20 protein-coding genes, 1 tRNA gene and 1 pseudogene are annotated in these 15,988 nt (G+C 66.2%); 12 read left to right on the top strand and 10 right to left on the bottom strand.

Going from position 1 to position 15,988, the window contains the following annotated elements:
* Positions 1–5: 5 nt before the first annotated feature.
* Positions 6–272 carry a hypothetical protein gene (locus tag JMF86_RS11895; RefSeq protein WP_011545926.1) on the bottom strand — a complete coding sequence of 89 codons (267 nt, stop codon included), beginning with the start codon at positions 270–272 and terminating at the stop codon, positions 6–8.
* A gap of 503 nt (positions 273–775) precedes the next feature.
* Here JMF86_RS11895 and JMF86_RS11890 point away from each other — a divergent pair.
* Positions 776–2,533 (top strand): ABC transporter permease subunit, encoded by a 1,758-nt coding sequence (locus tag JMF86_RS11890; protein ID WP_011545925.1) that lies wholly within the window; start codon positions 776–778, stop codon positions 2,531–2,533.
* A gap of 22 nt (positions 2,534–2,555) precedes the next feature.
* Positions 2,556–3,893, top strand: a complete 1,338-nt coding sequence (locus JMF86_RS11885) for an AAA-associated domain-containing protein (protein ID WP_006755837.1) — start codon at positions 2,556–2,558, stop codon at positions 3,891–3,893.
* 78 nt (positions 3,894–3,971) lie between these two features.
* Here the strand turns inward: JMF86_RS11885 and JMF86_RS11880 are convergent, their stop codons facing one another.
* Both JMF86_RS11880 and JMF86_RS11875 read right to left on the bottom strand, forming a co-directional pair.
* Positions 3,972–4,466, bottom strand: a complete 495-nt coding sequence (locus JMF86_RS11880; protein ID WP_011545923.1) for a hypothetical protein — start codon at positions 4,464–4,466, stop codon at positions 3,972–3,974.
* Positions 4,463–5,014 (bottom strand): hypothetical protein, encoded by a 552-nt coding sequence (locus tag JMF86_RS11875; protein WP_023476777.1) that lies wholly within the window; start codon positions 5,012–5,014, stop codon positions 4,463–4,465. The genes JMF86_RS11880 and JMF86_RS11875 overlap by 4 nt, the downstream gene beginning before the upstream one ends.
* Before the next feature lie 288 nt (positions 5,015–5,302).
* Here JMF86_RS11875 and JMF86_RS11870 point away from each other — a divergent pair, with 288 nt between their 5' ends.
* From JMF86_RS11870 to JMF86_RS11860, 3 genes are all read left to right on the top strand, one after another.
* Entirely contained in the window at positions 5,303–5,512 is a 210-nt protein-coding gene (locus tag JMF86_RS11870; protein ID WP_041489234.1) for a hypothetical protein, read from the top strand.
* Between the two features lie 138 nt (positions 5,513–5,650).
* Positions 5,651–7,072 carry an alpha,alpha-trehalose-phosphate synthase (UDP-forming) gene (gene otsA / locus JMF86_RS11865; protein ID WP_011545921.1) on the top strand — a complete coding sequence of 474 codons (1,422 nt, stop codon included), beginning with the start codon at positions 5,651–5,653 and terminating at the stop codon, positions 7,070–7,072.
* The gene (locus JMF86_RS11860) at positions 7,065–7,658 is read left to right on the top strand and encodes an AAA family ATPase (RefSeq protein ID WP_011545920.1); all 594 of its coding nucleotides are present in this window, start codon (positions 7,065–7,067) and stop codon (positions 7,656–7,658) included. The genes otsA and JMF86_RS11860 overlap by 8 nt, the downstream gene beginning before the upstream one ends.
* Before the next feature lie 34 nt (positions 7,659–7,692).
* Here the strand turns inward: JMF86_RS11860 and JMF86_RS11855 are convergent, their stop codons facing one another.
* Together JMF86_RS11855 and JMF86_RS11850 are read right to left on the bottom strand one after the other, a co-directional pair.
* Complete coding sequence (locus JMF86_RS11855) at positions 7,693–9,060, bottom strand: MFS transporter (protein ID WP_011545919.1); 1,368 nt, start codon at positions 9,058–9,060, stop codon at positions 7,693–7,695.
* A 182-nt stretch (positions 9,061–9,242) separates the two neighbouring features.
* Positions 9,243–9,623 carry a DUF5594 family protein gene (locus tag JMF86_RS11850; protein WP_011545918.1) on the bottom strand — a complete coding sequence of 127 codons (381 nt, stop codon included), beginning with the start codon at positions 9,621–9,623 and terminating at the stop codon, positions 9,243–9,245.
* A gap of 156 nt (positions 9,624–9,779) precedes the next feature.
* On the opposite strand from JMF86_RS11850, the gene JMF86_RS11845 reads away from it, so the two are divergent.
* The gene (locus tag JMF86_RS11845) at positions 9,780–10,142 is read left to right on the top strand and encodes a hypothetical protein (RefSeq protein WP_011694351.1); all 363 of its coding nucleotides are present in this window, start codon (positions 9,780–9,782) and stop codon (positions 10,140–10,142) included.
* A gap of 197 nt (positions 10,143–10,339) precedes the next feature.
* On the opposite strand, the gene JMF86_RS11840 is transcribed toward JMF86_RS11845, so the two are convergent.
* Positions 10,340–10,666: a hypothetical protein gene (locus JMF86_RS11840; RefSeq protein WP_006478153.1), complete on the bottom strand. Its 327-nt coding sequence runs from the start codon at positions 10,664–10,666 to the stop codon at positions 10,340–10,342.
* A gap of 143 nt (positions 10,667–10,809) precedes the next feature.
* Between JMF86_RS11840 and eco the strand changes: the two are divergent.
* A pseudogene (gene eco / locus JMF86_RS11835) lies at positions 10,810–11,311 on the top strand (serine protease inhibitor ecotin).
* Between the two features lie 26 nt (positions 11,312–11,337).
* Here the strand turns inward: eco and JMF86_RS11830 are convergent.
* Complete coding sequence (locus tag JMF86_RS11830) at positions 11,338–11,961, bottom strand: TetR/AcrR family transcriptional regulator (protein WP_006478155.1); 624 nt, start codon at positions 11,959–11,961, stop codon at positions 11,338–11,340.
* Between the two features lie 115 nt (positions 11,962–12,076).
* On the opposite strand from JMF86_RS11830, the gene JMF86_RS11825 reads away from it, so the two are divergent.
* Positions 12,077–12,817, top strand: coding sequence for an SDR family NAD(P)-dependent oxidoreductase (locus JMF86_RS11825; RefSeq protein ID WP_011545915.1), 741 nt, complete (start codon positions 12,077–12,079; stop codon positions 12,815–12,817).
* A 60-nt stretch (positions 12,818–12,877) separates the two neighbouring features.
* Here the strand turns inward: JMF86_RS11825 and JMF86_RS11820 are convergent, their stop codons facing one another.
* The 3 genes from JMF86_RS11820 to JMF86_RS11810 all read right to left on the bottom strand — a co-directional run bounded on the left by JMF86_RS11820 (position 12,878) and on the right by JMF86_RS11810 (position 13,673).
* Positions 12,878–13,210 (bottom strand): hypothetical protein, encoded by a 333-nt coding sequence (locus tag JMF86_RS11820; RefSeq protein ID WP_197285591.1) that lies wholly within the window; start codon positions 13,208–13,210, stop codon positions 12,878–12,880.
* Between the two features lie 210 nt (positions 13,211–13,420).
* A tRNA-Met gene (locus JMF86_RS11815) sits at positions 13,421–13,497 on the bottom strand.
* A 32-nt stretch (positions 13,498–13,529) separates the two neighbouring features.
* A complete protein-coding gene (locus JMF86_RS11810; protein ID WP_155123325.1) occupies positions 13,530–13,673 on the bottom strand; it encodes a hypothetical protein in 144 nt (47 codons plus the stop codon).
* On the opposite strand from JMF86_RS11810, the gene JMF86_RS11805 reads away from it, so the two are divergent.
* The 4 genes from JMF86_RS11805 (at position 13,672) to JMF86_RS11790 (ending at position 15,696) form a co-directional block, all read left to right on the top strand.
* Positions 13,672–14,253, top strand: a complete 582-nt coding sequence (locus tag JMF86_RS11805) for an RNA polymerase sigma factor (RefSeq protein WP_011694350.1) — start codon at positions 13,672–13,674, stop codon at positions 14,251–14,253. The genes JMF86_RS11810 and JMF86_RS11805 overlap by 2 nt on opposite strands.
* 12 nt (positions 14,254–14,265) lie before the next feature.
* On the top strand, positions 14,266–14,574 hold the full coding sequence (locus JMF86_RS11800) for a hypothetical protein (protein WP_011545912.1): 309 nt from the start codon (positions 14,266–14,268) through the stop codon (positions 14,572–14,574).
* Between the two features lie 2 nt (positions 14,575–14,576).
* Positions 14,577–14,873 (top strand): 4Fe-4S binding protein, encoded by a 297-nt coding sequence (locus JMF86_RS11795; protein ID WP_011545911.1) that lies wholly within the window; start codon positions 14,577–14,579, stop codon positions 14,871–14,873.
* Between the two features lie 100 nt (positions 14,874–14,973).
* The gene (locus JMF86_RS11790) at positions 14,974–15,696 is read left to right on the top strand and encodes an O-methyltransferase (protein WP_374039655.1); all 723 of its coding nucleotides are present in this window, start codon (positions 14,974–14,976) and stop codon (positions 15,694–15,696) included.
* Positions 15,697–15,988 lie beyond the last annotated feature (292 nt).

The raw sequence follows: 15,988 nt of genomic DNA, 5'->3' as shown, positions 1-15,988 counted from the left end.
CGGCATCATTCGCCGAACAGCGTGCCGAGCGTCTCCGCCGCGTTGCTGTCGATCGTGTTGTAGGTCACCGTGGTGGCCTCGAAGATATAGACCGTCGTATACCGGCCAAGGCGCTCCAGGATTTCCTCCTGCAACGATTCCGGCACGACGTTCATGTTCAGGTACCACGCCGTGGACGACAGCCGCGTCTGGAACGACCCGTACTCCTGCATGAGTTCATAGAACGCGTCGGCATCCTGATCGCGACAGACGATCACCAAGTTTCCTGCCATTCCCTTCCTCCCGCTCGTCGGTCGATCCCCGGGGCCGGTATACAGACGGCGCGTGCGCATTGCGGCGGCACGGCCGAAACGGACCCGGGGGCTAGCCCCGATCATACCTGCTTCGCCGTATCCGGCTGCTGATGCCGGACACGGTTTGTGCCCGCGTGCGGGGGGCGGGTTCACGGCCGGGCCGGATCACGGCATAATTCGGGCCTGCGCGCCGGCCGCACGACCGCGGCCGGGTCGTTCCGTACCGCGCGCCCGTCATCCGCCCACGCGCCGGGCACGATCCATGCGCTGCCTAGCCGTCCCGGGACGGTTGTACCTGAAATACAGGTTGGTGTAGTGTCGTGCCGTCGCGGCCCGGCTCGCCCGGCCGCGGCAGCGCATGCGCGCACGGCGCGCCGCGCGTGCGCGGCATCGCCAGTCAATCGAATTACCGCGCCCGTGCGCTTTGCCATGAATCAACATCGACTGCCGGCTTCGTTCGGCCTTACCGGGGAGGGCGCCTGATGAACGTCGGATTCTTCAATCCGAACCGGACCGCCAACGCATCCGCGTGGCGCGTGTTGCCGAACCGGTGGGACTTCATCGCATTTCCGCTGATCATCTGCCTGATCGCGATGGCGGTGGTCGGCTTTCACGAAACGATGGCGCCGATCGGCGTGCTGCAGACGCAGAAGATCTCGCTCGATCCGTCGAACCTGCCCGAATACGCGCTGCGCACCACGCTGCGGATGCTCGCCGCGATGGTCGCGTCGCTGGCGTTCACGCTCGTCTACGGCACGCTCGCGGCCAAGAGCCGCCGCGCGGGCATGGTGCTGATCCCGATCCTCGACATCCTGCAGTCGGTGCCGGTGCTCGGCTTCATCTCGTTTACGGTCACGTTCTTCCTCGCGCTGTTCCCGAGCCGCGTGCTCGGCGCCGAGCTGGCCGCGATCTTCGCGATCTTCACGAGCCAGGCGTGGAACATGACGTTCAGCTTCTACCAGTCGCTGCGCACGGTGCCGCGCGACCTGGACGAAGTGTCGCGCGGCTTCCACCTGACGTCCTGGCAGCGCTTCTGGAAGCTCGAAGTGCCGTTCTCGATGCCGGGCCTGATCTGGAACATGATGATGTCGATGTCGGGCGGCTGGTTCTTCGTCGTCGCGTCGGAGGCGATCACCGTCGGCAACCAGACGATCACGCTGCCGGGCATCGGCGCGTATCTCGCGCAGGCGATCTCCGACAAGAACTTCGGCGCGATCGGCTGGGTGATCCTGACGATGACGGTCGTGATCCTCGCGTATGACCAGCTCCTGTTCCGCCCGCTCATCGCGTGGGCCGACAAGTTCCGGATGGAGAACACCGCGTCGGGCGATGCGCCGCAATCGTGGCTGCTCGACCTCGTGCGCCGCACGCGGCTGATCCATCAGTTGCTCGTGCCGGCCGGCTGGTTCTTCGCGAAGGCCGCTCGGATTCCGCTGCGCCTGCCGCTGTCGGGCGCGATGCGTTTCACGCTGCCGAAAGTCGAGAAGAAGGCGTCGCGCACGGTCGACATCGCGTGGGCCGGGCTCGTGCTGATCGGCACGGCCTATATCGTGTGGCGCGTCGTCAGCTTCGTCGCGACCGGCGTGACGATGGCCGAGGTCGGCCACGTACTCGTGCTCGGGCTCATCACGCTGCTGCGCGTGGTCGTGCTGATCTCGATCGCGTCGGTGATCTGGGTGCCGATCGGCGTGTGGGTCGGGCTGCGCCCGAAGCTGGCCGAGAAGCTGCAGCCGCTCGCGCAGTTCCTCGCCGCGTTCCCGGCGAACCTGCTGTTCCCGGTGTTCGTGATCGTGATCGCGCGCTTCCACCTGAACGCGGACATCTGGCTGTCGCCGCTGATCGTGCTCGGCACGCAGTGGTATATCCTGTTCAACGTGATCGCCGGCGCGACGTCCTACCCGAACGACTATCGCGAAGCGGCGACCAACTTCCGTATCCGCGGCTGGCAGTGGTGGCGCCAGGCGATCCTGCCCGGCATCTTCCCGTACTACGTGACGGGCGCGATCACCGCATCGGGCGGCGCGTGGAACGCGAGCATCGTGTCGGAAGCCGTGCAGTGGGGCAGCACCCGAATCGAGGCGCACGGCCTCGGCGCCTACATCGCGCAGACCACCGCCGCCGGCGATTTTCCGAAGATCATCCTGGGCATCGCCGTGATGTCCCTGTTCGTCACCCTGTTCAACCGCCTGCTGTGGCGCCCGCTGTATGCCTTCGCCGAAGCGAAGCTGCGGCTCGACTGAGACCGATTGAGAGCGAAACGCGATGCACAATCCGAATGCTGTAAACGCCCCCGTCCAGACGTCCCAGCCGCCGCGCCTCGGTGAAGAAATCCTGCGCGTCGATCACGTCTGCCGCGGCTTCAACAAGACGCAGGGCGAACTGCTCGTGCTCGACGACGCGAACCTGTCGCTGCGCGAAGGCGAGATCGTTGGCCTGCTCGGCCGCTCGGGCTCGGGCAAATCGACGCTGTTGCGCATCATCGCCGGCCTGATCGAGCCGACCGGCGGCGAAGTGACCTACCTCGGCAAGCCGCTGCGCGGCCCGGCCGAAGGCGTCGCGATGGTATTCCAGACCTTCGCGCTGTTCCCGTGGCTCACCGTGCTGCAGAACGTGGAAGCCGGGCTCGAAGCGCTCGGCGTCGGCGCGCGCGAGCGGCGCGAGCGTGCGCTGGCCGCGATCGACCTGATCGGTCTCGACGGTTTCGAGAACGCGTATCCGCGCGAGCTGTCGGGCGGGATGCGCCAGCGCGTCGGCTTTGCGCGCGCGCTCGTCGTCGACCCGACCATTCTGCTGATGGACGAGCCGTTTTCCGCGCTCGACGTGCTGACGGCTGAAACGCTGCGTACCGATTTGCTGGACCTGTGGACGCAAGGCCGCATGCCGATCAAGTCGGTGCTGATCGTCACGCACAACATCGAGGAAGCGGTGTTCATGTGCGACCGGATTCTCGTGCTGTCGTCGAACCCGGGCCGCGTGATCGCCGAGATCAAGGTGCCGTTCAAGCATCCGCGCAATCGTCTCGACCCGGCGTTCCGCAAGCTCGTCGACGACATCTACGCGAAGATGACTGCGCGTCAGACCGGCGAGGCGACGAAGAAGGGGCTCGAGCTCGGCAGCTGGCTGCCGCAGGTGTCGACCAACCTGATGGCCGGCCTGATCGAGACGCTCGCGATGGCGCCGTACCACGGTCGCGCGGACATGCCGGAAATCGCGCGGACGCTGCACCTCGAGGTCGACGACCTGTTCCCGATCGCGGAAGTGCTGCAGTACCTCGGCTTCGCGGACGTGCGCGAGGGCGACGTGTTCCTGACGCCGCCGGGGCGCGTGTTCGCGGAATTCGGCACGCAGGAGCGCAAGCTGATGTTCGCCGATCACCTGTTGAAGCACGTGCCGCTCGCCGCGCGGATCAAGAAGGTGCTGAACGAGCGTCCGGGTCATCGCGCGCCGCGCGTGCGCTTCGAGCAGGAGCTCGAGGATTTCCTGTCGGACGGGGCGGCCGAGGAAACGCTCGACGCGGTGATCGACTGGGGACGGTACGGCGAGATCTTCTCGTACAACGACCAGACTGAAATCTTCAGCCTCGAGGACGTCGAGTCCTGATGCGGGTGGGGCGCGCGGTATAACCGCGCATCGCGGAACGCCACGGGCGCCACGCATGACGCGCGGCGCCTCGCACCGTTACTGCAAATTCCCCCACCGGTCGACGGCCGGTTCCGCGGACGCCCACTTCCAGTGCGTGCCTTGCTGGCACGCATTCGCGAAGTACCAGTCGGCCTTGTCGCCGTCCTTCACCGAGAACGCGAATTCCTTGCACAGCGCGAGCGCCGACGCGTACGCACGCGTGACGCGCACTTCGCCTTCGCCGTTTTCCAGCGGCAGCGTGTTCTTCACCTTCCACGGCTTCACTTCGCCGACGGCGAGGCTGCCGGCCGTCTTCGCGATCGCGTCCTGCTGATTCTGATGGAGCTGCTTCATCGTGCGGTTGACGGCTTCGTCGGTCGCGGCCTGGACGGCAATCCCGACGCCGACACCGACCGCCGGGTTCGCGGTGACGAGGCCCGTCGCCGCGCCGGCCAGCGCGCCGCTCGCCGCGCCGACCGAGCCGCAGCCCGACAGCGCGGCCGTCGCCGCGCACAGCGCGCCGATCGCCGCGATACGGATCGCCACGCTCATTGCAGCGCGCCCCAGCGTTCGGTCGCCGGTTCGGCCGATGCCCATTTCCACACGGCCCCGTCGCGGCAGAGGGTGGCGACGTAGAACGCCGATTGCGCGGCCTTGTCGGCCTTCGCCGGCGTGTCGACCGCGAACACGATTTCCTTGCAGTCGAGCGGACCGACGCTGATCATCCGGCTGACCGTCACGCGGCCCTGCTCGTCGTCCTCGATCGGGAACGAATGGTGCGTCGACCACGGCGCGACACCGCCGACGTCGAGCGGGCCGGCCGCCTTCGCAATCTGCTCCTGCGTGTAGCGGTGCGCGACGCGTTGCGAATACTGGACGCCAGCCCGCGCGCCGGCGACGGCGCCGAGGCCGATGCCCGTCGCGACGGCGGCGTTGTTGGTGACCTTGGAGGCGATCGCGGCGCCCGCGATACCGGCGCCGGCTGTCGCGCCTTCGCTGTACAGCGAATTGCAGCCGGACAGCAGTGCGGCCGTGGCGATCACGGCCAGCACGATGCGCGCCGGCGTGGCCCGGCGCGGCGATTCGAAACGAATGTTCATCCCTGAGTGCAAGTCCTGTCTGGGTGAGCGGCGACGCATGCACGCCCTGATGCCGCGTCATTGTTTCGCAATTGTCATAGGAAAACTGCAAAGCTTTGACAAATCGCCGCGGGGCAGGCCGCGTGCGCGCGGGCGGCGTCATTGTCGGATAGATGATTGGCGAGGGGTCGAAACGTTACAAATTGAAGGTAATTGTTACCTTCGGATGCGATCGGGCGACCTAGACTGTTTAGCTATGGAATGTTTCTACGACGGCCTCGAGCCGCGCCGCATATGAGACACCCAGCCATGCGCCGTTCGAAACGGTTGTCACACCGGCCGCCTGACGCGGCGGCCGGCCATCCGGAAGACCGCTCGCGTCCGCGGACCGACGCGCCATCGGCGCCGCCCGCGGGCGCGCCGGACGAGACGCCGTCGGACGGCGATCACAACCAGGGCGGTGCTCGCCCGGAAGGGCTCGACTATCAACGCGACCTCGGTCAGGAACAGGACGCTTGATACGGTCGTCGCCGCATTCCATCGCCGTATTTCATTGCAATTCTCGGAACTGAATCGCCGCGCGGCCGCCCTCGGGCCGCCGCGCCCGCTTTGGCGTGCGTCGCGCGCCAGCCAATCGAATCGAGGAGGGGAAGTCGCATGAGCAGATTGATCGTGGTATCGAATCGTGTCGCCGCCGGCGAGGACACGCGCCCGAGCGCGGGCGGCCTGGCCGTCGGCGTGATGGACGCGCTGAAGGAAACGGGCGGCGTCTGGTTCGGCTGGAACGGCGAGATCGTCGGGGCGCCGGATGCCGAGCCCGCGATCCAGCGGGACGGCAACGTGACGTATGCGACGGTCGGGTTGACCCGGCGCGACTACGACCAGTACTACCGCGGCTTCTCGAACGCGACGCTGTGGCCGGTGTTCCACTACCGCGGCGATCTCGCGCGCTTCGATCGGCAGGAGTACGCCGGTTATCTGCGCGTGAACGCGATGCTCGCGAAGCAGCTCGCCGCGCTGCTGCGTCCGGACGACCTGATCTGGGTGCACGACTACCACCTGCTGCCGTTCGCGCACTACCTGCGCGAACTCGGCGTGAAGAACCCGATCGGCTTCTTCCTGCACATCCCGTTTCCGTCGCCCGACATGCTGCGCCTCGTGCCGCCGCACGAAGAACTCGTGAAGTTCATGTGCGCGTACGACGTCGCGGGCTTCCAGACCGAGGCCGACAAACAGGCGTTCACCGACTACATCGAGCGGCGCGGCATCGGCGCGGCGAGCGAGGACGGGATGCTGCACGCGCATGGCCGCGTCGTGAAGGTCGCGGCCTATCCGATCGGCGTGCATCCCGACGCGATCGCGCAGGCGGCCGTCCAGTACGGCACGCGCAAGCCGGTGAAGATGCTGCGCGAGGCGCTGGGCGACCGCAAGCTGGTGATGAGCGTCGACCGCCTCGATTACTCGAAGGGGCTCGTCGAGCGCTTCCAGTCGTTCGAGCGGATGCTCGCGAACGCGCCGGGCTGGCAGGGGCGCGTGTCGCTGCTGCAAATCGCGCCGCCGACGCGTTCCGACGTGCAGACCTATCAGCAGATCCGCGAAACGCTCGAAGGCGAGGCCGGCCGCATCAACGGCCGTTTCTCGCAGCTCGACTGGACGCCGATCCAGTACCTGAACCGCAAGTACGAGCGCAACCTGCTGATGGCGTTCTTCCGGATATCGCAGGTCGGCTACGTGACGCCGCTGCGCGACGGGATGAACCTCGTCGCGAAGGAATACGTCGCATCGCAGGACCCGGCCGATCCGGGCGTGCTGGTGCTGTCGGAGTTCGCGGGCGCGGCGGCCGAGCTGACTGGCGCGCTGCTCGTCAATCCGTACGACCTGTCGCAGATGGCCGAGGCGCTCGAACGCGCGCTGTCGATGCCGCTCGCGGAGCGGCAGGCGCGTCACGAGCAGAATCTCGCGCGGCTGCGCGAGAACGACCTGTCGGTGTGGCGCGATACGTTCGTCGCCGACCTGCGCAGCGTCGCGGCGGCGGCGTCGGTCACGCGGCGTGCGGGCCGGCGCGTCGCGCATGCGTGAGTCCGCGCCGGGCGCCGGTAGCGACGACGAAGCGGCCGACGATACCGCCGGCCGTTTCTTCGTCGTGACGGGCGGCCCGGGTTCGGGCAAGAGCACGTTGCTCGATGCGCTCGAACGTGCCGGGTACGCACGTTCGCAGGAGGCCGGACGCGGCGTGATCCGCGACCAGATGGCCATCGACGGTCCGGCGCTGCCGTGGCGCGACCCGGCTGCGTTCGCCGAACTGATGCTGGGCTGGGAGATGCGGTCCTACCATCTCGCGCGGCAAGCCCGCGGGCCGGTGTTCTTCGACCGCGGCGTGCCGGACGTGATCGGCTATCTGCAGTTGACCGGGTTGGCGGTACCCGCGCACGCGGAAGCCGCGGCGCGGCGTTTCCGCTATCACCGCCGCGTGTTCATCGCGCCGCCGTGGCCCGACATCTATGCGCAGGACGCCGAGCGCCGGCAGGATTTCGCGGAAGCGGTGCGGACCCATGACGCGATGGTCGATTGCTATACGTCGTACGGCTATCGGCTGATCGAGTTGCCGCGCGTGAGCGTGAAGGCGCGCGTGCGCTTCGTGATGGACACGCTCGACGCGGCCTGATGCCCGCCGCGGGTGTGGCGCACGGCGGCGGGTGTCAGGCCGCCGTGTCCGGCCGCGGCGACGCGATGCGCAGCAGGCTGACGACCGCGGCCACCGCCGCGAACACCGTGGCGACATAGAGCGCGATCGTCGGCCCGCGGTCGGGCGCGAGCCCGAAAATCAGCGCGACGAGCGCCGCGCCGAGCGTCTGGCCCGTCAGGCGCGCGGTGCTCAACATGCCGCCGGCGCCGCCGCTGCGCTCGCGCGGCGCCGACGACAGCATCGCGCGGTTGTTCGGCGACTGGAACAGCCCGAAGCCCGCGCCGCACAGCGCCATCCGCCACACGATGTCGACCGTGCCCGGGTGTGCACCGATCGTCGCGAGCGACAGCAGCCCGGCGGCGAACAGTGCAAGCCCGATCCCGCCGAGAATGCCGGCCGAATAGCGGTCCGACAGCACGCCCGCGAGCGGCGCGGCGAACACGATCACGAGCGGCCATGGCGTCATGTAGAGGCCCGTCTCGACCTGCGAGAAACCGAGCGAATTCTGCAGCCAGAACGGCAGCGCGACGAACGCGAGCATCTGCGACGTGAACGACGCCGTCGACGTGTAGACCGACAGCGCGAACATCGGGATGCGCATCAGGTCGACGGGCAGGAGCGGCGCCGGCTGCGACAACTGACGCTTCACGAAGAAGTAGCCGACCACGAACGCGACGGCCAGTTCGGCCGCGACGTACGCATGACCTTCGCCGTGACCGAGCCCGTCGACGGCCGTGATCAGCAGGCCGAACACGCATGCGTTCATCAGCGCGCTCGGGAAGTCGTACGGCGCGTCGTGCAGCGGGTTGGCCGGCAGCGCCCGCACGCTGCCGAGCACGGCCGCGATGCCGATCGGCACGTTGACCGCGAACAGCCACGGCCACGACGCGAACGACAGGATCGCGGATGCGACCGTCGGCCCGATCGCCGACGACAGCGCGACTACCATCGCGTTGATCGACAGCCCGCGCCCGAGCAACGACGACGGGTAGATCATCCGCACGAGCGCCGCGTTGACGCTCATGATGCCGGCCGCGCCGAACCCCTGGATCACGCGCATCACGGCCAGCATCGGCAGTGAGCCGGCCAGCGCGCAGCCGAGCGACGCCGCGGTGAACAGCGCGAGCCCGGCGATGTAGATGCGGCGATAGCCGATGCGTTCGCCGAGCGACGCGAGCGGCAGCAGCGTGATCGTGACTGCGAGCTGGTACGCGTTGACGATCCAGATCGACGCGGCGTCGGACGCGTGCAGGTCGCGTGCGATGGTCGGCAAGGCGACGTTGGCGATGGCGCCGTCGAGCACGGCGAGCGTGATGCCCAGGGCGACGCAGACGATCGCCCAGTAGCGTTGCGGAAGCGGCAGGCCGGTATCGGCGTTCATGACGGGAGCGAGAGCAGGGTTGTCCGCGCGCCCGGTTGCAGGTTGCGTGCGCAACCATGTGCAAGGGTGGCGGCGATGAACGGCCCGGCCGGCGCGGCTGCACCGGCGCGGGGCCGGTCGAGTGTATCACCGGGCCGCATCGCGCGACGCCAAGCCGCGCGCTGGCCGGCTGGCGTGTGCATTCAGCCTTCGAAGTCGAGACCGCCGAGCCGCACGAGCGGCTCGGCCTGCGTACGCGACGCGAGATCGATGTCGCGCGCGCTTTGCCATGCGCCGAGCTTTCTCGGCAGCGCGGCGAGATAGTGCTCGAAGCGCTCCCGGCCGTCCGGTTCCATCAGCCGCTCGATCTCGTCGGTGTCCCACGTCAGCTCGAGATTCAGCGGATGCACGAAGCCGCTCACGTGCTCGTGCGGCGCGCTGCGGATCTGGACGCGCGTCGGGTGTCCGTGCCCGCCATAGGGGACGACGTCGGTCTGCACGTGTTCCGCGAAGAACGCGGCGATCGCCTGCGCGATGCGCGGTGCGAATTCGGTATCGAAACGGCGGGCGGTTTCGGGCTGCATGAAGGCGTCTCCTGTGTGCCGAAAATCGTAGCACGGCGACGACGCGTTTCGGCGCGAGCGATACCGGTAATCGCGCGTTACCACTTGCTGCATCTATTACGGCCGCGCACCGCCACAATGCATCCCATCCAGTACCACTTCGCGTGGGAGTCCATCATGAAAAAGATTGCCGCAGTGTGTGTCCTTGCCGGTTCGCTCGCGGTCGCAGGCCCGGCGTCCGCGCATGGCCGCGACGGGGGCGCCGTGATCGGCGCATTGATCGGCGGCGCGGTGCTGGGCGCGATCGTGACGTCGGCGATGAATCCGCCCGTCGCGTATCAGGCACCCGTGTACCAGGCGTCGGCCTATCAGCCGCCGACGTACTACCAGGCGCCTGCGTACCAGCAGCCGGCCTACCCGACCTATCAGCAGGCGCAGTACCAGGATGACGGCCCGAACTATTGCTACGACCGCTACCAGCGTGCGTATGTGTGCGGAGCGCCGGTGCAGGGCGGGTACGCGCGGCCGGCCGGCTGGTAATTCAAGCACGCGTGGCGCGAGCGGATTCCGGGCTGCTCGGCCAGCAGCGGTCGACGTTTGCTTCGCCGGGCCGAACGACGAAAGGCCCTCGCTCGATGCGAGGGCCTTCGTCTTTTGTGTGGCCGTTCGTTCGCCTGCGGGGCGTGCCGCAGGCCATCAGCTAGCCGTGCGCGGATACAAACGGTTGCAATTGCGCGTCAGTGGCGATGGCCGCCGCCGTCGCCGCGACCGTGTCCGCCGCCGCCGCCTTCGTTCCAGTCGCCGCGGCGTCCGCCGCCGCGCCACCAGCCGTTGCCGCGGTTGCCGCGATCGCCGTCCCAGTGATGGTAGTCGCGCCGGCCGCGATCCCAGTCGCGTCCGCCGCCACCGCCCCAGATGTTCACCGTGCCGTACACGGGAGACGGGGCGTACGCATAGCCGGGATCGGAATAGTAGGGCTGGCCGTAGCCGTATCCGGCGTCCGGGGCGACGACGCAGCCGGCCAGCAGGGTGGCGACGCCGGCGGCAGCAATGAGCTTCAGCATGATGTTCTCCGTTGGTTGCGCTATAAGTACCGCGCCCGGGGATTGCCGGCTGTTTGCAATTGTGTCGCCAAATTACAGCTTCGTAAGGTCTTGCGACGAAAGTGTTAGCATCCGGGGCTCATTTGTTTTTCAGGAGCACATCGATGACATTCGCGATCCGGGCCGCGCTGGCCGCCCTCTGCGTGACGACCGCCGCCGCATGCGTGGCCGCGCCGGCCTCCGCGCCCGCCGTGCCGGCCGAGTCGATCAAGATGTTCCCGCAGGCCGCGACCGGCCAGCAGCGCGTCGTGATCGCGCTGCCCGCGCTCGAGAACGAGGGCGATGCGCGCGTCGAGCTGATGATTGGCAAGACGCTGCAGACCGACTGCAACCAGCAGTGGTTCGGCGGCGAGCTGACCGCCGAGGACGTGAAGGGCTGGGGCTATACGTATTACCGGCTCACCGACGTAAAGGGGCCGGCATCGACGCTGATGGCGTGCCCGGGCCAGGCGCCGCAGCAACGGTTCGTGCAGGTGCGCGGCGACGGTCAACTGCTGCGCTACAACAGCCGCCTGCCGCTCGTCGTCTATGTACCGGACGGCTTCGACGTGCGTTATCGCGTGTGGCAACGCGTCGAAGGACGTGCAGCAGGCTGCGAAGCAGTAACCTTTCCTTTCGGCGGCGTCCTGCCGCTACACACTGGCCGCGCTGCTCGTACCGACGAGCGCCGGCCAAGCGGCCAGCGCGGCCTGCGCAATGGCCTCCAGATCGCGGCGGCTCGCGCCGTCGCGCGCCTGGATCGACATGCCCTGCTGAACCGTCACGTAGTAGCGGGCGATCGCATCGAGATTCGCGTGCGCGGATATTTCGCCGGTCGCGACGCCTTGCGCGAGGCGTTCCCGCAACGCGTCGACCGTGCCCTCGCGCATCCCGATCAGCGTTTGCCGGACCATGTCCGAACGTTCGGCCGGATGCAGCGCCGACAGCACGATCAGGCAGCCGGCCGGCTTCGAGCGCCGCGTGAACACGCGTGCGGTATCCATCAGGTAGCTCTGCACGGCGTCGTACGCGCTCGCCGCCCGTTCGACACCCCCCCAGATTTCCTGTCCCTCGGTTGCGCGGTAATGCTCGAGCGCTTGCCGGAACAACGCTTCCTTGCTGCCGAAGGCCGCATACAGGCTCGGCGACGCGATGCCCATCGCGGCCGTCAGGTCCGTCATCGACGCCCCTTCGTAGCCGAGACGCCAGAACACCTCCATCGCGCGATCCAGCGCCGCTTCCTTGTCGAAGCTTCTCGGTCGGCCTCGTTCAGCCATTGCGTCCGTCCCTTCGTCGATATCTGTATCGATCGATAAAATAAATCAATTGACTGTGCGGCGCAACTTGCCACATTCTGTGTTGGTCGTTACATAAATGAGGAAAGGAACCGACATGAATCGACTTCAGGGCAAGCGTGCACTCATCACGGGCGGCAGCCGCGGCATCGGCGCGGCGATCGCGAAACGGCTGGCGGCCGATGGCGCGGACGTCGCGATCACGTATGAAAAATCGGCTGAGCGGGCACAGGCCGTGGTTGCCGGCATCGAGGCGCTGGGCCGCAGGGCCGTTGCGATCCAGGCCGACAGCGCCGATCCGGTCGCCGTGCGCAACGCGGTCGATCGTGCCGCGGAAGTGCTCGGCGGTCTCGACATCCTCGTCAACAACGCGGGGATTTTCCGGGCCGGTGCGGTGGACGACCTCACGCTCGACGATATCGACGCGACGCTGAACGTGAACGTGCGTGCGGTGATCGTCGCGTCGCAGGCAGCGGCGCGGCACCTCGGGGAGGGCGGGCGCATCGTGTCGACCGGCAGTTGCCTCGCGACGCGCGTGCCCGATGCGGGGATGAGCCTCTATGCGGCGAGCAAGGCTGCGTTGATCGGCTGGACGCAAGGGCTCGCGCGCGACCTCGGCGCGCGCGGCATCACGGTCAACATCGTGCATCCGGGGTCGACCGATACCGACATGAACCCTGCCGATGGCGAGCATGCCGATGCGCAACGTTCGCGGATGGCGATTCAGCAGTACGGCAAGGCCGACGACGTGGCCGCGCTCGTGGCGTTCGTCGTCGGGCCGGAAGGGCGATCGATCAACGGGACCGGGTTGACGATCGACGGCGGGGCGAATGCGTAAACGCCGATGCCCGGCGCGGGTTTGCCGGGTGGAGGTTCGTTCTTTGTTCGTCGTTGTTCGTTATTGGCAGCCGAGGCGCTGGTGCTCGGCTTCCAGGTCGGCCCGTTTGTCGTAGGCGCGTAGTTCGTTGCGCGGCTTGCCGTCCGGGCTCATCCCGCGCACGACCTTCTGGCTGCGGTCGGGCGAGTGAGTGACCGCGTCGATGCCGGCGGCCAGTTCCCGGCAGCGGGCGTCGGAGGAGGTGCTTTCCGGGCGGGGTGCGGCCGACGCAGTGACGTTGGCGATGCCCGGGCTGACGTAGCGCTGTTTCGCAGCGGTCGTGCCGGCGTCGGCGGCATTTGCCGTGGCGGTCATCGTTGAAAGCGCGGCGAGTGCCGCGATCGTTCGAATCATTCGAGAAGTCCGTGTGCTGAACCGAAGAAGGTTCGGAATTCTACGCAATGTTCGCTGCATGTCTGCGGCGAATGGACGAGGTGTGGTCGCGTGTCGCACGTCGTGGTGAACGGTTGATTGCCCCATCTTCGTGTGCTGCGCTGCATGCGCCAGCAACATCTCCCAGACAGCAAAAAGCCCGCTTGCTTTCGCAAAGCGGGCTTCGGCATTTGGTTGCGGGGGTAGGATTTGAACCTACGACCTTCGGGTTATGAGCCCGACGAGCTGCCAGACTGCTCCACCCCGCGGCGCGAAGTGTACTTCGGGTTGATGCGGGGAGTCAATCGATTCCTGCGACGACGGGTTGATCCCATATCGGGCCTGTTCCTTGAAACGACTGCCGCGCAGTGAAGCCGATGCGTACCGCCGCAAATTTTTCACACTCGCCACAATATTCGCGCGCCTGAAACGTCTTCAGACGCATGGAACCGCCACCCACTTCGCAACCGATGACCGACTCAGACCGCGACATCACTGCGACAGTGATGCGTGAACGAACGAGGCTAGGGAATTTCATTCGGCGCCGGATTCGCGACCCGGACGATGCCGAGGACGTTCTGCAGGATGTGCTTCACGAATTCGTACAGGCTTATCGACTGCCTGCGCCGATCGAACAGGCGAGCGCGTGGCTGTTCCGTACCGCGCGCAATCGCATCATCGATCGTTTTCGCAAGAAGAAGGAGCAGCCGCTGACCGATCTGCTCGGTGTCGAGGACGAAGCGGACAGCGAGTATCGCCTGGATCTTGCGCTACCGTCGCACGATGCCGGCCCTGAAGCGCTCTACGCTCGCACGCTGTTACTCAAGGCGTTGCAGGGTGCGCTCGACGAATTGCCGGCGAATCAGCGCGAGGTTTTCATCGCGCACGAACTGGAAGGGCTGTCGTTCAAGGAGATGGCCGCGCAAAGCGGCGTCACCCTCAATACGCTGCTCGCGCGCAAACGCTATGCGGTCCTGCATCTGCGTGCTCGACTGCAACCCATTTATGACGAACTGGATAACTAGAGGAGTCGACGGATGAATTTTCGAATCAGATGTGCGGGCAAAGCGCTGCTCGTGGTGGTCGCCATCGGCGTGCTCGGATGGGTCGTCATGATGCTGTGGAACTGGGTGATTCCGGGGTTATTCGTCGGTGCCCGGACGATCGACTTCGCCCATGCGCTGGGCCTGCTCGTGTTGAGCCGCATCCTGTTCGGCGGATTCCGCGGACACCGCGGCTGGCACGGCCGACGTCACTGGCGCAAGTGGGAAGCCATGACGCCTGAAGAACGCGAGCAGTTTCGGGCCGCATGGCGATCGCGCGGCAAGCGGGCCACGGAGGAGTGAACATGCGTGAGAAATCAGTGGCCGACTGCAAGCAGAAGGCGGGCGTGATTGCGCCCGTCGTCGATCTGAAACGTTGTGAAGGGAAGGGGGATTGCGTCACTGTTTGCCCGGAGAACGTGTTCGAGGTCCGGCGCATCGATCAGGGCGATTATCTCGAGCTCGGTTTGATGCATCGCTTGAAGCTGCGCGTGCATGGAATGAAAGTCGCGTACACGCCGAATGCGCAAGCCTGCCGGTCATGCGGGCTTTGCGTGACGGCGTGCCCTGAACGCGCGATTACGCTTGCTCGACTGGCATAGCGTCACCCGTGTTTGCTGATGATGGAGTGATAGCGCCGCAGGCCTGATGGCGGATAGCGGTCGCTGGAAACGCCGTCTACGTGATCAATCTCGTCAAGGAATGCACTTGGTTTCTACCACCCACGCTCTTTTGCAACGGCTTCATGAAGAGAGCCAGCGCGAAATCATCGCCCGCGCACGCGCGCAGTTTCAGGGGCCGAACGAGGCGTTTCCGACGCTCGTCGACGAATACGAAGCACTCGCTCCGAGGTTGCGAGGGCGGTTTCTCGAAACGTTCGGCTTGTTCACCGAAGATTTCGAGTCATCGGCAGGCAGTGCTTTATCGTTGGCCGTATCGGCGGAAACGGGAAGGTTCTTGCGCAACATGGTGCTCGCGCAACGGCCGACCAGAATCCTCGAACTCGGCAGTTCGTGCGGCGTGTCGACTTTGTATTTCGCCGACGCGTTGCGCACGCTGGGCCGTGGCGTGGTCATCGCGACCGAATGCGATGCGCTCAAGTGCGCGCGTTTGCGGGCTCATGTCGAAGCTGCGGGTCTGGATGCCTATGTCGACTTGAGGGAAGGCGATGTGTTCGAGACGGTTGCCGCGCTGGATGGGACCGTCGACATGGTGTTTATCGATGTCTGGGCCGACGCCTATCTGAAGCTGTTCAAGCAGATCGAGCGCTTGCTGCGGCCGGGATCGGTCGTGCTGGCTGACAACATGTACACGGCCGAGGACGCCGTTCGACCTTACAAGCGCTACCTCAACGAGGATCCGCGGTTTTCGACCACGACGCTGGATTTTGAGTCGGGGGTTGAGTTTACGGTTGTCGTGGCTTGAGGGGAGTTTCTTGTGAATCCGGAGGCATGGAGACTTGGCTGGTCCCGACAGAATTCATGCGTCAATGGCAGCGGGGAATTGCGGACGGGTTTTGGAAATTTATATCCCCCAAAACACCCCCAAAAAAATCGTAGTTGTTGATGTCCGCACAGAACTGACCCACTAGAGCTGCAAATTTTCATCGAATTTTGACCCACGTGATTGAATGCCCTGCTCAATCTTTGAGCAGGGGATACAAAGGTGATCACGGTGGGCATATTGGCCAAGATCAGGCGGATGTATTTCCGCGAGA

This window comes from Burkholderia sp. E168m15 (assembly GCF_016586105.1).
GTDB classification, from domain to species: domain Bacteria; phylum Pseudomonadota; class Gammaproteobacteria; order Burkholderiales; family Burkholderiaceae; genus Burkholderia; species Burkholderia orbicola.
Note: the sequence above shows the minus strand (reverse complement) of the source record. Positions and strands in the feature narration are given on the sequence as shown.